Below are 18,201 nucleotides of genomic sequence, written 5' to 3' on the forward strand. Positions count from 1 at the left end.
GCACAAATTTATTTCTACATTTATCGAAATCTAAAATCTTTGATTTAAAAATATAGGGGGAGATAATGATAAATTTCGCTGTTGGGGCAATAGGATTGTTGATAGCTTCAATTTATGATTTGAAATGTAGGGAGATTGAGGATTATATTTGGATTTCAATGGTTATTTTTGGATTTTTGTATAGTGGATGCTTATCATTTGTTTTTCACGATTCGATATATGTTTTTCAGTCTTTTGTTGGGTTTATAGTTTGTTTCTTTTTAGGATTTTTCATGTTTCTGTTGGGTATGGGTGGTGGAGATGGAAAGCTATTAATGGGAATTGGAGCGTTGGTCCCAAAATATGGTATGCCAATATACACGCCATTGGGTATAATTTTAAATTATCATCCTTATATTCCATCTTTTCCAATAATGGTGATTATTAATGCAATATTTTTCTCCATAGTAATTCCAATAATTGTATTTCTAAAAAATATCATTAGAGGGGTTAAGCCGAAAACAAAAAAAGAATTTATGTGCATGTTCCTTGGAGAAAAAATGAGAGTTTCTGAAGCTATGAAAAAAGAGAGGCTTATTCTTGGAAATCAGGAGAATTTGAAATTATTGCCGAGTGCTGAAGAGGATTATAATTTTTCAAATTTTGATGAAAATGAGGAAATTTGGGTGACTCCAGCGATACCATTTGTTGTGCCAATGTTTTTATCTTATCTCATAACGCCGATTATTGGAGATAAAATTATTGATGTTGTTTTATCTCTTTTCGGCCTTTAAAAATATTTTTAGTATATTGGAACTGATAAACCCAATATCTGTGAGACTATTAACTTTGTTATATACGCCACAATAGAACATATCCAAAGTATTACAACAAAGTGTAATAAAGATACATAATTATGTCCTCCATCCATTATTTTGATTAGTACTGCTGAAATTGCTGAATAAACAATTAGTGAGCCAAATATTATGTATTCAACAGTTTTTGAGTCAGTTATTGGGGCAATGTGCAATATTTGGATAACTGTCTCTGGAATGCTTAGTGATGTATATAGATCGCTAACCATCTTGGCAACTCCCAACGAAGCAAATAATGCTAAAGCTAAACCCCCACCAAGACCGTAAATAACTCCAGCAAATTGCTGAACACTCTGATATTTAGATTTTCTTAACTGCACTATTTTACGGAAATTGTTACTTATTATTTCGGCAGCCATTTTCGGTTCTCCTCCAAAATATATACATCGTGAAAACATATCGGAAAATAGCTGTATGAGATAGCTGCAAGATTCAAGACCAAAAAATCTCCAAGATTTGTTTTGATCAATATTTAAGGCCAATCTTTTGTACAACCTTTTGATATCTTTAGTTAATGGACCAAAGTCATGGTTTGAGAGATATTCCAAAGATTCAACCATCCCTCCCCCTTTAGCACTTACAGAATCTCCTAAAGATCTTAAAAAATCAGGAAATACTGATTCCTTTCTTTTTACTTTTTCTTCCTCTCTTAATGCTACAACCCCTCCAATAGCCAGTGGCGTAAATCCCAAGGCTGTTAGTATCATATAAGGTATTTTATAGAATGGAGATAACCCAATGTATTTAGCCCACGCAAGGAATATTAAAGATATTATAGTTAATATAACGGAGAATATCACCCATTTCCTAAGCATTAAATCAGTTTCTGTGGGTTTTTCCCCTGTATGCCACAATCTATCAAAAGGCAGTTTATTCTTTATTACAATAACGATGAGTAATTCAACACCAAAAAATGCAAACAATGCGAGGGTCGCCATAAATACAAAATCGTAAGGTATCAAATATGGAACTAAAATTGAAAATGCTAAGAAAAACGCAACAGATGTCATTGCACTAACATATAACTCTTTGTATAAATCAAGAGAATATAACATCCTCCTGTAAAATGCAGCATAATCATCCATAACGATGTCTTGCTCCTTTATTAAAAACTCCTTAAGTTCTTCACCACTATCTAATGCATAAGCCAATCTATCCAAAAAATCTGCAAATTCACTACTAGGGGTTCTTTGAGCTAAAAATCTACAAGCTTCGGCTAATGAACGCCCCCATGTGTTTGTTAGAACATATAATTTTTCAGATTCTTTTGCCAGTTCTCCAAGCTCTTCTTTTTCTTCTGAAAGTATTCTTAATAAATCTTTTCTATTTAAATCAGTTATTGACAAAGTTCCAAATTTTGTTATAAATATGTGTAATCTTTCATTTATTTTATTTTTTTGAGAATCTAAAACAATGTAAGGATAACCAATTGCACTGGCAAGTATTATAATTGGTAAAGTTAAATATAGATACAATGTAATTCCACTAAAAAACATGAAGCCAAATATAATTAGTATAATAGATGCAATAACGGCAGGCAATACAATTTTTAGTAAATAATCTCTGGGCTTGAGCCCAATTCTTGGTAGTAAATCTAATACCACAATAACCACCTCAAATTGAGAATGGAAGCCCTTCCAAACCTTTTTCGTAAAATGCCCATATTATATCCCTAACTTGATAATAATCGAAAATTTCTCTTGCTATCATTTCTTCCAATATTCTTGCTCTCAATTCCAACTCATTGTAAATATCTCTTGGATCTTCATACCCTGCTGCCTTAGCTATCTTTTCCTCTAAAACATAACTGTTATTTCTACCTGTAAATACATGCCTATCTTTATCGGGCTCCCATTGGAATACAGCTCTTGTAATAACTCCATCAACTTCTTTATAGTATCCTTCGATTTCTTCAATTGTAACTACTCTTCTCAAAACCTTACCTCTCTGATAAACTGCCAATTGAAATACAGCAACGTTTAGGTTGTCCATAAATGTTAGTGGAACGTTAATAGGGTCTCCATTCAATCTCTGTATCATCTTTCTTACATTGGCTGCGTGGAATGTTGATAAAACTGGGTGTCCAGTCTGCATAGCTTGGAATGCAACAGCTGCCTCAACACTTCTAATCTCTCCAACGATGATATAGTTAGGTCTTGACCTCAATGCAGCTCTTAGCAAGTCAAACAGCGTAACTCTACTCTCTTCTGGACCTCTTTCCCTTGTAATCAATTGCTGCCATACTGGGTGGGGTGGTTTAACCTCTGGAGTATCTTCACAGGAGAATATCTTAGAGTCTGGTTTTATAAATGGCAAAATTGCGTTTAATGTTGTAGTTTTACCTGAAGCGGTTTCCCCACATATAAAGATACTCATTCCATACTCTAAACACAACCATAAATATGCTGCAATCTCTGTAGAAAATGTCCCCCAACTAATGAGCTGTGTAATGCTAATAGGAACATCTGTAAATTTCCTAATGGTAAATGATGACCCTTTTGGAGAAACATCTGTAGAGAAAACGATGTTAACTCTTGAACCATCTGGTAAAGCTCCATCAACTATTGGATGAGCATCTGAGACGGGTCTACCCATTCTTTCTCCAATGTTTTTTAAATAATCAGCCAACTCAATATCGTCTTCCCATGTAATATTGGTAGGTAACATTCCAAAAATCTTATGAACAACGTGACAGTTTTTTGGTCCAATAACGTGAATATCTTCTAAATAAGGATCTCTGGCGATAGGTTCAAGATTTCCTAACCCTATCAAATCTCTCTTTAATATATAAATGTACTTTTTCCTCTCTTCTGGAGTAATTTTAATTTTATTATCTACAAATTTAAAAAATCTTTTGAAGAACCCTTCTTTTTCTTGAGCTTCAGTAACCTTTGTACATTGATCAAACAGTCTAATCAAAACTTCTTCAAATTCTTCCACACTTTTAGGGGTCTCTTCATATGGAGCAAGTTCCAAAATTCTATTTAATATCATTTTATATTTTAGCTTCTCTTCAGGAGTCTCTAATCTAGGTTCAATAACTATATACTTTGTTTTAGTTTCTGGAGTCCCAAATATGTGGATAAATATTGGATCTCCAATTGGATAGATGATGTTAGGGTATTTTAATTCTTTTAATTCTCTTGAAAGTGATGTTAAGAAGTCGGGAATTCTCATATAGACTCTTTTAAAATTTTCAACGTATTTTCGTAAATGTGGATTCCTATTCATTGCTTCTCTTAATTCTGCTTCACTCATTATTATCACCAAAAATTAAGAATTATGCAACAGAAGCAATCTCAACAGCAATACCAATTTTAGGTTCTACTCTAAACACGATACTTTTTTGATATGGTCCGGGAGCTATATTATATTTCAGTATTTTAGCCAAGTTCTTCAAACTTCCAGCAAATGTATATATTTCTGTTTTTATTAATATTGTTGCAGAGGTTCTTATTACTGTTAAAACCGATTCTGGTAGTTCTTTTGGATTTATTGTGCAAATTATTATTTTCTTTAAAGCTGTAATTCTCTTAAAAAAAGCCATTAAATCATTGACATTAACTTCACTAGCGTCGTTTGCTATCAATGCAGATAAAGAATCAAATATAATAACGTCTTTTTCATAAAACGCCCTAGTTTCCATAACTTTTTTTAAAAATCCATCCTTTTTTTTATTATCTGCAATTAGTGGATAAACCGGGATATATAACAAAGCTCCAGACAATAATTTTTTGTTAATAGAATAATCTAAGGAATTCATCTGTTTTATAAATTCTAATGTTGTGAGTTGGGTAGAAACGTAAGTTACTGAATGCCTATTCTGTAAAAAACCGTAAGTTAATCTTTGGCATAGTACAGATTTACCTGTACTTTCCTCTCCTTCAATTATTATTAGGCTACCATATGGAATACCACCCCCTATTCTTTTATCCAAATCATCTCTACTTAAATCAATTCTTGCTATATTCATAATCCTCACCTAAAAAACTTAGGAGATGTATCCCCTAATGACCCTTGAAATTCCAGAATCAGATACTACCTTTATTTTATGATATCCGGTTTCGTTGTAATTTACATCAATTTCTCCAACATCTCCAGGATATAACGTATTGCTTTCAGGATTTGATAATTGCTTAGTATCGCTGATTTCAACAATATTTCCATCAATAATCACTGTAAATGAGTCATCAGTAAATATAATGGGGTCTTTGCCCGTATTTTTAATATAAATTATAGTTATGCCAGCTGAAGAGTTTCTTGGTATACTTCCTGGGTCGTTTATGATCTCGAAATCTTGCGATAGTTTAGTGGATAACTCATCACCTTTTTTCCCAATATTTACAGAGATTTTATAGGTAGAGGTTGTTAAAATCCCTGCAACAAATGCGGCAATTAACAATACAGCAACGAACATAATTATTTCAGATAGCGCACTTGATGCCAATTAAATCACCTTAAAACTACGAAATCATTTCTTAATGGATTTAATTTTTTAGAAATAAATAATAAATTATGCAGGGGTCGCCAATTTAACTCAGGGAATAGAAATACTTATTGCCATTATCTGAGATGATGCATATTCTATTAGGGGTGGGCCAATTAACAATTATTGTTATATTATCAAGAGGTACTAAATAATCTTTTTGTGGATAGTAGGAGATATTTTCTTCTGGAACTACGCTACCGTTAAATAACACACTAAATTTTCTCGGTTCAACGACAACTGAACCGTTGTTATATATTGTTATATTTGTTTGTGAAGCACTACTCTTAACATTGGTAATTACCAACTTCTCATGCAATTTATCATTTAAATGGGAATAATAGGATTCGTGTGCATTATAGATGGTCTCATAATGACTATCTACTGTTGTATAAAGGTATGCTCCACATATAAGCAATGCAATAACCATTACTGTTGCTCCTACTACTGAACTAAATCCCATAGAACTGTTCAGCCCCCTTCTTTATTTTTCTTAACTCCCATTCAATTTTATCAAGCAATTCTGCAGATATTTTCTTTCCATTCAATCTTTCAATAAATAACAATGATATTATATGATCCGCAATATTTAATTTTCCTGAACCATCAACTAAATTTTCTTCATCAACCTTAATACCCTTTAGGTATTTTAATAATTTTGTCAATGCTTTATCACCTAACCAACCAAGCATGTAATAGAATTCCAATACATCAGGTACGTTTTCAGAGCCTACTCTTTCACATAAGTATTCTAACCACTTCAATGCCAATATTATTGCAATAGGATCATCGTCAGATATATCTTCTAATTTAGCAGGTTTGTGAATCTCCAATATTGCTGATGTCATTGCATCCATTTGAAACACCTCCTTAACAAATCTTTTTTTGATGATTAGATTGATTGTAGTTCTTCAGCCCATTTTTTTATTCTTCTAATTTCAATTTCTAACATTTCAAGAGTTTCAGGGTTTATTGGATTACCTGCAAGCTTTTCAATATACATTAATGACATTATATGGTCACTTGGGGATAACTTATCTTTTGGCCTTACCTCTTCTGTATCAAATACAATTCTCATATTTTTGGTAAACTTCAATAATTTTAGTATAACTTTGTCGGATATCCATCCAATTTTGTTATAGTAGTCTAAAACATCAGGCAAATTTTTAATGCCTACTTTACCAATCAAAAATTCCAACCATTTGAATATCAATGTCATAGAGACTGCATCTTCAGGGATATCGTTAAGTATATATTGCTTTTCTTCTTCAATAGGTTCCATGGAACTTCCCTCCTCAATAGGTTCTTCAGGGATTTCTTTTATTTCCAAGACCTCTTCTTCTACTACTTTTTCAATTTCTTCAGGTTCTTTTACCTCTTTTTTAACTTCTTCTTTTTCTTCCTCCACTTTTGTACTTTCTGTCTCCTCTTCAACAGCTTCTTCAGTTTTTTCAGCAGTTTCAGGTTTCAATTCCTCTGAGAGTTTGGTTGAAGCAGTCATTGTAGCAAGCTTCATTATGGTATCGAGTTTTTGCTCAAGACTCTGAAGTTTTTTATTAAGCTCTTCAGTTTTGTCTTCTTTTCTTTTAGATAGGACTTCAGTAATTCTCTCTACGATTTTATCAAGCTGGCTTTTGGTAACTCTTTTACCTCTTAAATTATTTTTTAGTAGTATTATGACGAAAGAAGGTAATTTTGATTTTAAGTTATCTAAATATTCTTCAATTTCATCTTCAGTAAGTATTTCCTCATCAGAGATTATAGGAATCGATGACATTTCATTCATTGTTTTTTGTATCATGGGTATCCTCCCCGGACACTGACTTTATAATCTCTTCCTCCAATACATCTTCAATTATCCCCTCAAGATCAATATCAAGCTGATTTAAGTACAATGAACCCAATATTATTAGGTCATTTGTTAACTCTTCAACAGTTTTTTTAAGCCTTTTATAGTCAGTTTCTAACCTTTCAAGTTTTTCTAAACTCGTTGCGGTTATTTTTGAAACACCAATAAACGGGTTAATTTGGTTTGAAACTACTTCATAGAGGGCCATTATATCTTGAAGGTTTTCGTTGATCTTATTGATCTCTATCCTTAGCATCTCATTTTCTTTTCTTAAGTTGTTGAGTGAAGATTCAAATCTTGGTAATCTCGATTCAATGTCATTGATTTTTGCCATTAAACCTTCAGTAGTTTCTGTCAGCTCTCTAACGGTTCGTTCAAGTTCATCGTATTTGTCAATATCTTCAAACTCTTCAAGAGTCATTTCATCAATAGAAAGTTCATCTGTTTCAGTTTGTTCTTGTTTTTTTTTAATTTTAAATTAGATAGCTTGTTTTTTATTGATTCAATAATATCTTTTACCCCCATAAAGGTTCACCTAACCCAAGTGTTTAAAAAAATTTATTGGACCAATTATTGAAGTGGCACGACATTTTCAGTAAATACTGATGGAGCTATAAACTCAATAATACCTGAAGCTCCATATTCTGGAATAACTTCTCCATAAACCTTGTCTCTTGGGGATATTGGCATTTCTATTGCACTTAAATTAATTGCAATTGCTACTTTATCCCCAAAGTTTATGGTTGGATGCTCAACATTACTTGCTGAACCATCTGCATCCTGTAACACAATTACACCAAATGATACATTGTTATTTGACTGAGCGGTTGTTAAATCGTTCCAGAAAGTGTTTAAGTTGGAATTATCTGTTCCAAATATATCTTTAGTTCCATTATTTCCACAATCTGCCAGTAATCCAGAATATACTAAAGATGCCTTTTTATTTCCATTTGATATCACAACTATTGTTGATGATAAATCAACTTCATCTCCAACATTTGGGGATACAAATATAACCAAATCCTCTATTGTAGATGTATTTGGGGCATATCCTACAACTTTAATTACTTGGAGTCCGCTTGCCACTTGTTTAGTAGTTTCTTGACCTACCCTTGCAGCCTTGTGCTGGAGGTTGGCTGCCGTGTTTATAATGACTGCCGCTGCAACTGCAGCGACTAATACTAAAGCGATGAAAATGATAAGCGTACCTATACCAACTGCCCCTCGACGGCTTTTAATATATTTCAACAACATATATGGCCACCTCAATTTAAAATAACTTTAAAATTAAAAAAAATTAATATTGGGCTTATTGTAGCTGTATTACTTCCTGATCTCCTAAGTATGTTGCAGGTGTTGTGAATTCAATAACAGCTGGAGCACCAAACTCTGGAACTACTGAACCAGTTACTGTTGTTCTTGGTTTCAAGTCAAGACTTATCTTTGAAGCATTTATTGTTAAAGCAACGATATCTCCTTTGTTAATTACAGGTGTTATATTCTTACATGAATCATCTGCATCTTGTAAGACAATTATTCCAAATTCTCCAGAACTTAAATTCCATGCTGGTAATGATGTATTGGTAACTTCTCCTCCGTTATCTAAGTCGTTCCAAGCTGCAGCTCCTTTATATTTCAATACAGCTTTCTTATTACCATCTGTAATTAATATCTTAGTTTGATTTAAATCAATTGGAGCACTTCCAGCGTTTGGAGTTATGTAGATTGCTAAGTAATTAACAGTGGAGTTGTTGTGTATTCCGATTACCTGAAGTGTTGATAAACCACTTGCTACTTGTTCTGTACTTTCCTTACCTGTAGCCATTGCTTTTTGTTGCAAGAACCCACTTGTGTTAATTAAGACTGCTGCTGCAACTGCAGCGACTAAGACCATAGCTATGAAGACTATTAAGGTTCCTATACCTGTAGCCCCTTTCTTACCCTTCAAGAACTCGAGAAGTTTCATTTGTATCACCTAAATAGTTTATTTTGGTTGGGTTAATTAAATCGGAATGCTTATTGTAATTCGATAACTTTTTGTGTGTATGCGGCTGGTGTGGTGAACTGTATAACAGCTGGAGCTCCGAATTCTGGCTGATATTGTCCTGAAACTTCTTTTCTTGTAGGTATTGGATTACCAAATACTTGGCTTACATCAACTAATAAGACAGCGATATCTCCCTTGTTAATAACTCCATTTGATAATGAACCGTCAGCGTCTTGGATAACTCCTACAACATATGAAGAACTGTCTGCTGAACTCCAATTACCTACACTGAATATGTCAGTTGCTCCCAATGTCTCAGTTGTAGCTGTACTGTAGTTTAAAACATGTGATTCTCCATCATAGATTAAGAACAATTTTGCCTGCTTTAAATCAATTGGAGCACTTCCAGCGTTTGGAGCTATGTAGATAGCAAGTTTGTCAATACCGTTACTTCCATCATAGTGTCCTGTTACTCCCATGCACATTAATCCACTTGCTACTTGCTCAGTGCTTTCCTTACCTGTAGCCATTGCTTTTTGTTGCAAGAACCCACTTGTGTTAATTAAGACTGCTGCTGCAACTGCAGCGACTAAGACCATAGCTATGAAGACTATTAAGGTTCCTATACCTGTAGCCCCTTTCTTACCCTTCAAGAACTCGAGAAGTTTCATATCGTATCACCTAATATGTTAACTCTATATTGTTACAATATGCCCCAACACAATTTCCCCTATACAACCTCCAATCCACTCCGATATATACTGTAATTTTCTTAAAATATATTTTTTTTGCGTAATACATTGTGCATTCGGTTTTATCGGTGTTTATGTAGTAATTTATGTAGGTAGGTGGACAATAGTCGAATTTTAAATAATTGATTAACGTAGTATTATGTATTATTAAAAATAATTTGGTGAAATCATGGATGATGAAATATTAAAAACTCTATCTAATGAATTGTTAAATGGGGCAAGAATGCTTTCAACTCACTGTAAAAAATGTGGTTGTCCATTATTTGAAAAAAATGGGGAAATTTACTGTCCAATATGTAAAAAATTTGAAATTGATTCTGAAAGTGAAAAATATGCTGAAGATGAATTAAATTTAAATGTTGATGGTGTTTTAAATGAGAAAATAAATTATTTAGTGAATAAACTAAAAGATGAAGATGAAGTTGGCAGAATCAAAGAAATAGGCGAAGCTTTATATATATTAATCAAAATCAAAAAGAAGATAAAAGAATAAAAATCTTATTTCGTTATTTCCTTCTCTTCTTTAATCTTGATTTAACCATTTTTCTCTTTAAAGGCCTTCCACAAATTTCGCATATATCTCCTTCATAATCCGCTGGATATAGTTTTTTACAACCCTCACAAACTTTCCTCCAAATAAAATCTTTATCTGTTGGTTTGAAAGCTATTCCTTTAACTTCAATGTTTAATTTTTTAGCAACATTTTGAATACCGTAATCGTCAGTGTATAGTATAGCGTTTAAATCCAAAGCTAACGCTAACACACCAATATCTTGTTTAGATAGATTATCTCCAGTTTTTTTAACAACTTCCTCAACCTTTTTTATAGATTCTTTACTTGGGCTCATTATCTTCAATTTTCCAAAATTCAATGCCTGCTCAACAATAATTTTTTTTGACACTATCTCTTCTAAAACTTCTGGGGTTGTGTAATGCTCTCCCTCCTCTATAACTGGATTATAGCCGTGAATAATTGCTGAAGCATCCAACACCTTAATGTTCATAATCTCACACTAATTGTTAAATAATAACTGGTTTAAATAAATTAAAGAATAAACCTTATGGGTGAAGTTTATGATAACAACAGTTGTTGGTAGCTATCCAGTAGTTAAAAAAGAAGAAACTTTCTTAGATAAAATAAAAAAAACATTGGGAGTTTATGACGAACATAAATACGCCATTGAAAGAGCTGTTAAAGATCAAATTAAAGCTGGAGTTGATATTATAAGTGATGGGCAGGTTAGGGGAGATATGGTTGAGATTTTTACAAACAATATGTATGGATTTGAAGGAAAGAGAGTAATTGGTAGAGTAGAGTTTATAAAGCCAATAACAGTTAAAGATATTTTATATGCTAAAAATATGGCTAAAAAATTAAATCCTAATGTTGAAGTTAAAGGAATTATTACAGGACCTTGCACAATTGCTTCATCTGTTAGGGTTGAGGGATATTATTCAGATAATAAGGATGAAAAATTAATTTACGATATTGCCAAAGCACTTAGGAGGGAGGTTGAGGCATTAAAAAATCACGTTCCAATAATACAGATTGATGAACCAATTTTATCAACTGGCTTGTATGATTTTGATGTAGCAAGAAAGGCTATAGACATTATTGTTAAAGGTTTAGATGTTACTTTTGCAATGCATGTATGTGGAAACGTTTATAACATTATTGATGAGCTAAATAAATTTAATGTAGATATTTTAGACCATGAATTTGCTTCAAATAGGAAAAATTTGGATATTTTGGAATGTATAGAAAAGAAAGTTGGGTTTGGATGCGTAAATACAAAAGTTAAAAGTGTTGAAAGTGTTGATGAAATAAAGAGCTTGATAGAAGAGGGATTTGAGATATTAAAAAATAATGAAAAGCTGAATAAAAACTTATCTGAAAATATTCTAATAGATCCTGATTGTGGTATGAGGTTGTTGCCAATAGATGTAGCTTTTAATAAATTAAAAAATATGGTTGAGGCAACTAAATTAATAAAAATTTAATTTTCTTCTATTAATGGTTTATATCCTACCGAACCCCAACTACTATCTGTTTTATTTGTGTATAAGCCAATTATGGAGTAAGAGCCGTTATTAACAAATATGTATTTTCCTTCTTCCCCATAGTACATTAGATTTTTTGATTTTTTCTCTTTGTAGTCTGGATTAGCATATTCTTCACTAATGGTGGTATTATATATATCACCTATATTAACAATCGACTCATTTTGCCTATCAATTGTTGTTGTTGAATTATATAATAGGAGCATTTGGTTGTTATTGAGTAGTTGACCTTTATTGCATTCTACCAAAATCAATGATTTTTCATCACTTCCATTTCTCCACATTAGTACCTTATAGGGCAAAAGGACGTAATCATTTCCAATAATCCTAATTTCTACTGGTGATGAAGGATTGTGCATGTGACTATAATCAAAATTTGTGCTGTCTAGCTGTATTATACAATGTATATTGTCACCAACATTTGGGAGATCAGTTACAGTTATAATCCTATAATAACCCCAAGTGTAGTAGAATTCATTTAAATAAACGTATGGGTCTGGAATTCTTGATAATTTCACATTTTTATTTATATTTAAGGTTCTTGAAGCCCATAATTCTCCATTGTTTAATTTCTTTTTATACTCAATGTATGCTGTAAGTCTAACATTAACAACTTCGGGTTCTGCTGTTGAACGAATATTTACGGAACTTATGCTATATGAGATGTTTTCATTTCCTTTTAGATAGTTTAAGGAGTTGCTAGCTTCATTTTTAATATATTCTGTTATGTATGTTAAGGCATCCTCTGAATTATCAAAAAATTTTCTTTCATTCATTATCTTGTAGCTTGCATTTACAAATGCATCATTAACAATTTTATCGATATTTCTTTCTAAGGTATTTACCATATTATCATAATTTAAATCTGCTTTTTTTATTGTTATCTCATCCTCTACAGCCTTTATTTTGTATTCAATAGTTGAATAAAATACAGCTGAGATAACGAACATTAGCAAAACCAATATTATTGCATTTTGTGAGAAATACATAAATAATCCCTCTTTAGTTTCCAAATACTCGTAATTTAACTTTTGATGAGGTTATGTTTCTTGATAAATAAACCGGCAAGTGAATTTTATATTGTTTATAATCTTGACAGTTATATGCCTCATTCCAATCCAAAAATCTCTTATCTGAGATGTCTATGCTGTTTTCATCTCCATAAATTACATACCAACCTTCTTTTCTGTTTAACGTTAATATTACTAAAACTTCAACGGTGTTATTATAACTCCCACTTTTGTTAATCAGCAAATTTTCATCAATATACAATTCATAATGCTTTAATGGAATTCTATCCTCTAAAAGTTTCTTAGCTTCATCAGTTCTATTAAAATAATACAAAAGAACAGTGTTTTCTAAAGTTCCATCTTCAGATAGATGTTCCATTGTTGCTAGGCCTTTATCAAAAATATAATCGGTTTTTATGGCATCAACGTAGTTGTTATTATGTTCAACAACAGAAACTGTCCAATAAGCCATTCCAATGAGTAAAATTGCAGTTCCAATAACTAAATCTATAGTGTTAATCATGATCCCACCAATATGGTGACATTTCTCGGAGATAATGTTAGATAGTAAAAGTTAGCACTATCGTTAGTTTCTATTGTGAATTCCACGGGATAAGTGGTATTTAAGCTCAATATCCTAATTTCATTTATTCCTTTCTTTAAATTAGGAGTTATTCCAATATCTTTAGATGTTGAGTTTAATTCTTTTTTGTATATTTGCCCATTCACGGTGAATGTTACATTAAAACTAAGCTCTTCATTATTGGAGATAATCCTTGCAGAAGCGTTTATAATCTTTTTATCTACTTCAAAGTATATATGGTCCCCATTACACCCATAAACTTTTACTTCTGTTGTATTTTTTGTAACTCCAGTAATTTTTGGAATATAGAGGTTTTCATTAAAGTAAACTAAGGTACTATAACCACCTGAGGAATTTGGCAATGTAAAATCTGTTACAACGTTTGAGTATACCGAGAAATATTCTTCATTACTGAAATTAAATTCTATTCTATTTAGATTAAAGTTATTATTCCCTGAGGCGACTTCATCTAACGTTTCATCGTATTCATTGGGGAGGGTTATAAAATAAAATCCATTTAACTCCTCAGTAAAATTATTACATGGATCAAATATTTTCTCATTTAATTTTATTTTATTGGTGAAGTTTTCAATGTAATCTTCGTTATAGCTCCCAGGGAAATCGTATTTTTTCAAAAATAAATCTTTCAACAACAATATCTTATGAAATTTTTCAGTATCTTTCTTTTCTTCTAAAGATGCCAATATATTGTAATTGTAAGTTGTATATCCCAAATAAAAAATGCCCATAAAAATAAAAGCAATTATAACCGCCTCATAAGTGAATACATAACCTTTATTTGATTTGAGCTTTTTTAACATAATATCACATGTTTGTAATTTATAAATTTATATTTCTTTTAGGTTTATTATTATTTATCTATTAAGTTAATTTTGATATTTTTTACGATTCCTACTTTTATTAATATTCTTACCCAGATGATATTTAAAATTAAAACAGTAGGAAAGATAATAAAACTTATCATATCATGTATGAGGGAATAGTTTGTTAGATGTGCATTTTTTAGGATAAGGATTATCCTCAATATATTTATGAGATTTATTACCAATATTCCAAAACTTGAATATATTAGTTTATATTTCATTGGAGTCTTTGGCGTAGCAAATACATAAGCTAAAAACAAAGACATTTCAAAGGAGCATGTGCATGCTGGAATTATAGAAAATAACGTTTTGTTATAGATTATGATATTATCAAAATAATAGGCATTCAAAATAAGTCCTACAATCACTGCTAAATATCTGGATATTTCAAATTCAAAAATTTTTAAAAAAAGATAGATTAAAGGTAATAAAATAAGGAAATTTATCAAATATCTTTTATTTTCCATTTGCGGTAACCTCTTTTACCTTATCTACTTGTTGCATGACTTTATTGTTGGTAGCAATTTCTCCAGAAACACTAATTTCTTTGGCAGTTGTTGATGATGTTTTTACAGTTTTCAAATAATAAAATCCAACTATTGAAGCTGTAGCGATAATACCAGCTAATAACAAAGCAAATTCTAAGCTAATCTGACCTTTATTTGAAAATATTTTTTTAAACATGTTTCCACCTTGATATTTGAATAATAATTATTACAGTGGTTATAAACATTAAGATTTTAATTGGTATTGGAATTGGAATACTTTTTTTATTTTCACCAATTGAGACAAATCTTACTGTTGAGTCACTGTATCCATCATCATCCACAACAGTTAATCTTGCAGTATATACACCTTTTTTAGTATAGATGTGGCTGGTTTTTGGATTGGGCGGATGTTCATAAGTTCCATTTACAGAAATAATTGTTCCATCTCCAAAGTCCCATATATATTTTACAATTTTTCCATCAATGTCGTAGGATTCCGAAGCATCGAAATATACCATAGTCCCATTTATTGTAAAATTAAATTTTGCTATTGGAGGATAGTTTCCTTCTCCCTTAACCAATACTATTTTTGATATGGAATCTTTCAAACCTATATTATTCCAAACAATTAATTTTACAACATATATTCCTTCTTTTGTGTATTTATGCAATGGATTTTTTTGTGTTGATGTCGTTCCATCTCCAAAGTTCCACAGCCATTTAACTATATTTCCAGGATTGGATATTGATCTATCTACAAAATTTATATTTTGATCAACTACGACCATAGAAGGGCCTTCAAAATCTGCTTTAATGTAATATACGGTTATTGTTTTTGACATTATGGATGATGCATTTAATTCATCGTAAACTGTAAGACTCACGTTATAAACACCCTCTTCCTTATACACATGAGTTACTATTGGATCGGTAGTTTCTATAACTTCTCCATCTCCAAAATCCCATCTGTATAATTTAATAGCCCCTTCTGGATCGTAAGAAGATAACGCATTAAATATAACCTCCTCATTAACTTTTGGATGTTTTGGAGAATACATGAATTCAGCAGTAGGGAGAGAGTTTCTAACTTCAAAGTTAACTTCAATGGAATTTTTATCGCCCATTCCATCCCAAACAGTCAGTATTGTAGTATAATTGCCAATGTTAAATTTATGTGATACTGTTTTTAACTCATTTGATGAATAATTCCAAACAAGAGCTCCAGAAGAATTATAAACCGTTAAGTTGAATCCATAGATTTTTGCCATTGGTGAACTTGGAGGTATAGTATAGTTGCCTATTATATTACCATAGGAATTATATTCAGGAATATTCCTACTAGCATCTGGGTCGTAGGTATTTAATGGATTGAAAAATATTGTATCCTTATAGCTTGCAGGATTTGGATAAATATAGAGTTTAGCTATTGGATTTTTGTTGTCAATTATATAAACTGTTTTCATATTTTTTGCGGTATATACTTTCATATAGATTGGATAAACCCCTTCTGAAGTATATGTATGATTGAATGAATATGGTGAAGTTTTAGGCCTTATCCAAATACTACTGCCATCTCCAAAATATATATAATGCCGTAACCTTGCCCAAGATGCAGGTTCCATTATTGTTATGTTAATTGGATAGTTTGTAGGAGCCAATGTAGGAGAGGCATAAATTTGAGGATAACTACTATAACCCCCAACTCCAATTGGTGGAGGAATTCCAACTTCTATATTCCCATTTTCATCTATAACAAATACATGAGGATAATACAAACCCCTTGAGGAATATCTATGTGTAGGAGATTTTTCAAATGAAAATGTTCCATCTCCAAAACACCACATTATGAATATTGGATTTCCATAAGGTGAGCAGTCAAATTCAACATTTTCATTTACATTAACTTCTGTTGGAGTAGCAGTTGCTGTTATATCAATATAATAGCCATCTTTTAGCTTTACATTCAATTTTGGTGTTGAAACTACATCTGAATAATAATACAAATTAACAGTATGATTTTCTTTAATATATTCGTAATCATAAGATGTTTTGTCATGGGATACTGATGGATAAAAATTATATCTTGTATTTCCCACATCATCCACAACTATAAAGTTGAGAGTATCTGACTTCCACCAACTACCTGACCCATAACTCATCCAGAAAAATGGCCACATAAATGGGAATTTATATCTATGGTATGCAGGAGTAAAATAATCTTTATATGTATAGTAAGTTTCTGTTCCATCACCAAAATCCCACTTCCAATATAATCCCCAAGCTCCTGACATTTCAAACTTAATACTATCATCAACCCGGTATGTTACTTTATAAGGGTCAGTATATGCATTTCCTCTATTGTCGTTATCGTTTCCAGAACTATTATATACATAAGTATAAGCCTCTCCATTATAATGGCTTGGTCCAGTAACCCAGTAAATATAACCTCCTCTCTGTCTTTTTACTTTAATTCCTTCATCCAAATAGCCGACCATTACTCTACCAAAATAATCAACAACCAGAACCCTTGGATAATATATTCCAGGTCTGTCATATACGTGGATAGGAGATTTTTCAAATGAAAATGTTCCATCTCCAAAACTCCAAACATTAAATATAATATGCCTACTAACTGAATAATTAAATTTAACGATATCTCCTTCAACAATCTCATTTTTATTAGCATTTACTGTTACCTTCTCAGTATCTACATCTAGTCCAATAAATTTCATGTTTATGGTATTTTCTGAGTAATATTTTACAATAACAGTGTTGTTTACACTATTGTAATAGATGTCCCAGCTTGTTTTTGAGTTTGACGGGCTGCCATTAAATATATATTTGGTTGTCTGCACATCCCCAACAACAAGCCAGTTATAAGTTAATGATTTTGAATATCCTGTATTATTCAAATAGCCACACCAAGCTACTGGGTAAGGGAAGGGAAATTCATAAACATGTGTTATTTCCCTGTAATTTCCATAATCAGTTTCAGTTAAATCTCCAAAATCCCATTTTATAGCACCATTCTCTAAGGTCTCATTAGCTATAGAATCGGGGGCTAAAGCTTCAAATCTTATTGTATCATTTACATTATATGTGATAATGTAGGGATTAGTATTTGAGTCTCCAGAACTGTTCGTTATATTCATAGTGTTCGGATGAATTTGGATTATATATCCGTTTGATAATGTTAATGCTAAAAATAAACTAAATAATAGAATTATTAAAGATTTGATATGCATAA

Annotated in this window: 21 protein-coding genes; 3 read left to right on the forward strand and 18 right to left on the reverse strand. The window is 31.7% G+C overall.

Annotation, left to right across the window (positions count from 1 at the left end; translation table 11 throughout):
• Positions 1-65 precede the first annotated feature (65 nt).
• The gene (gene flaK / locus MEFER_RS06130; protein WP_015791749.1) at positions 66-773 is read left to right on the forward strand and encodes a preflagellin peptidase FlaK; all 708 of its coding nucleotides are present in this window, start codon (positions 66-68) and stop codon (positions 771-773) included.
• An 8-nt stretch (positions 774-781) separates the two neighbouring features.
• On the opposite strand, the gene flaJ is transcribed toward flaK, so the two are convergent.
• The 11 genes from flaJ to MEFER_RS06185 form a co-directional block, all read right to left on the reverse strand.
• Positions 782-2,458, reverse strand: a complete 1,677-nt coding sequence (flaJ, locus tag MEFER_RS06135; protein WP_015791750.1) for an archaellar assembly protein FlaJ — start codon at positions 2,456-2,458, stop codon at positions 782-784.
• 10 nt (positions 2,459-2,468) lie between these two features.
• Complete coding sequence (locus MEFER_RS06140; RefSeq protein ID WP_015791751.1) at positions 2,469-4,112, reverse strand: type II/IV secretion system ATPase subunit; 1,644 nt, start codon at positions 4,110-4,112, stop codon at positions 2,469-2,471.
• 22 nt (positions 4,113-4,134) lie between these two features.
• The gene (locus MEFER_RS06145) at positions 4,135-4,827 is read right to left on the reverse strand and encodes an ATPase domain-containing protein (protein WP_015791752.1); all 693 of its coding nucleotides are present in this window, start codon (positions 4,825-4,827) and stop codon (positions 4,135-4,137) included.
• An 18-nt stretch (positions 4,828-4,845) separates the two neighbouring features.
• Positions 4,846-5,301: a flagellar protein G gene (locus MEFER_RS06150; RefSeq protein WP_015791753.1), complete on the reverse strand. Its 456-nt coding sequence runs from the start codon at positions 5,299-5,301 to the stop codon at positions 4,846-4,848.
• A gap of 85 nt (positions 5,302-5,386) precedes the next feature.
• The gene (locus MEFER_RS06155) at positions 5,387-5,803 is read right to left on the reverse strand and encodes a flagellar protein F (protein WP_015791754.1); all 417 of its coding nucleotides are present in this window, start codon (positions 5,801-5,803) and stop codon (positions 5,387-5,389) included.
• Positions 5,793-6,197 (reverse strand): FlaD/FlaE family flagellar protein, encoded by a 405-nt coding sequence (locus tag MEFER_RS06160; RefSeq protein ID WP_015791755.1) that lies wholly within the window; start codon positions 6,195-6,197, stop codon positions 5,793-5,795. Before MEFER_RS06160 ends, MEFER_RS06155 begins: the two co-directional genes overlap by 11 nt.
• Positions 6,198-6,232: 35 nt before the next feature.
• Positions 6,233-7,141, reverse strand: a complete 909-nt coding sequence (locus MEFER_RS06165) for a FlaD/FlaE family flagellar protein (protein WP_015791756.1) — start codon at positions 7,139-7,141, stop codon at positions 6,233-6,235.
• A complete protein-coding gene (locus MEFER_RS06170; protein WP_015791757.1) occupies positions 7,119-7,610 on the reverse strand; it encodes a flagella accessory protein C in 492 nt (163 codons plus the stop codon). The genes MEFER_RS06165 and MEFER_RS06170 overlap by 23 nt, the downstream gene beginning before the upstream one ends.
• Positions 7,611-7,759: 149 nt before the next feature.
• Positions 7,760-8,443, reverse strand: a complete 684-nt coding sequence (locus MEFER_RS06175; protein ID WP_015791758.1) for a flagellin — start codon at positions 8,441-8,443, stop codon at positions 7,760-7,762.
• Positions 8,444-8,498: 55 nt separating this feature from the next.
• On the reverse strand, positions 8,499-9,155 hold the full coding sequence (locus tag MEFER_RS06180) for a flagellin (RefSeq protein WP_015791759.1): 657 nt from the start codon (positions 9,153-9,155) through the stop codon (positions 8,499-8,501).
• 50 nt (positions 9,156-9,205) lie between these two features.
• A complete protein-coding gene (locus MEFER_RS06185) occupies positions 9,206-9,847 on the reverse strand; it encodes a flagellin (protein WP_015791760.1) in 642 nt (213 codons plus the stop codon).
• Between the two features lie 250 nt (positions 9,848-10,097).
• Between MEFER_RS06185 and MEFER_RS06190 the strand changes: the two genes are divergently transcribed.
• Entirely contained in the window at positions 10,098-10,421 is a 324-nt protein-coding gene (locus MEFER_RS06190) for an Sjogren's syndrome/scleroderma autoantigen 1 family protein (protein ID WP_015791762.1), read from the forward strand.
• Positions 10,422-10,434: 13 nt separating this feature from the next.
• Here the strand turns inward: MEFER_RS06190 and MEFER_RS06195 are convergent, their stop codons facing one another.
• Complete coding sequence (locus MEFER_RS06195) at positions 10,435-10,932, reverse strand: type II toxin-antitoxin system VapC family toxin (protein ID WP_015791763.1); 498 nt, start codon at positions 10,930-10,932, stop codon at positions 10,435-10,437.
• Positions 10,933-11,002: 70 nt separating this feature from the next.
• Here MEFER_RS06195 and MEFER_RS06200 point away from each other — a divergent pair, with 70 nt between their 5' ends.
• On the forward strand, positions 11,003-11,929 hold the full coding sequence (locus MEFER_RS06200) for a methionine synthase (RefSeq protein ID WP_015791764.1): 927 nt from the start codon (positions 11,003-11,005) through the stop codon (positions 11,927-11,929).
• On the opposite strand, the gene MEFER_RS06205 is transcribed toward MEFER_RS06200, so the two are convergent.
• The 6 genes from MEFER_RS06205 to MEFER_RS06230 are packed head-to-tail and all read right to left on the reverse strand — an operon-like array spanning position 11,926 to position 18,199.
• Positions 11,926-12,978, reverse strand: coding sequence for a hypothetical protein (locus tag MEFER_RS06205; RefSeq protein WP_015791765.1), 1,053 nt, complete (start codon positions 12,976-12,978; stop codon positions 11,926-11,928). The two genes, MEFER_RS06200 and MEFER_RS06205, sit on opposite strands and share 4 nt — an antisense overlap.
• A 13-nt stretch (positions 12,979-12,991) precedes the next feature.
• Positions 12,992-13,522, reverse strand: coding sequence for a hypothetical protein (locus MEFER_RS06210; RefSeq protein WP_015791766.1), 531 nt, complete (start codon positions 13,520-13,522; stop codon positions 12,992-12,994).
• Positions 13,519-14,403 carry a hypothetical protein gene (locus MEFER_RS06215; RefSeq protein ID WP_015791767.1) on the reverse strand — a complete coding sequence of 295 codons (885 nt, stop codon included), beginning with the start codon at positions 14,401-14,403 and terminating at the stop codon, positions 13,519-13,521. The genes MEFER_RS06210 and MEFER_RS06215 overlap by 4 nt, the downstream gene beginning before the upstream one ends.
• A gap of 50 nt (positions 14,404-14,453) precedes the next feature.
• Positions 14,454-14,933 (reverse strand): archaeosortase D, encoded by a 480-nt coding sequence (gene artD, locus MEFER_RS06220; protein ID WP_015791768.1) that lies wholly within the window; start codon positions 14,931-14,933, stop codon positions 14,454-14,456.
• Entirely contained in the window at positions 14,923-15,150 is a 228-nt protein-coding gene (locus MEFER_RS06225) for a class III signal peptide domain-containing protein, archaeosortase D/PIP-CTERM system-associated (RefSeq protein WP_015791769.1), read from the reverse strand. The genes artD and MEFER_RS06225 overlap by 11 nt, the downstream gene beginning before the upstream one ends.
• On the reverse strand, positions 15,143-18,199 hold the full coding sequence (locus MEFER_RS06230; protein ID WP_211204164.1) for a PKD domain-containing protein: 3,057 nt from the start codon (positions 18,197-18,199) through the stop codon (positions 15,143-15,145). Before MEFER_RS06230 ends, MEFER_RS06225 begins: the two co-directional genes overlap by 8 nt.
• Positions 18,200-18,201 lie beyond the last annotated feature (2 nt).

Origin of the sequence: Methanocaldococcus fervens AG86, assembly GCF_000023985.1 — an archaeon.
GTDB classification, from domain to species: domain Archaea; phylum AGJL01; class Methanococci; order Methanococcales; family Methanocaldococcaceae; genus Methanocaldococcus; species Methanocaldococcus fervens.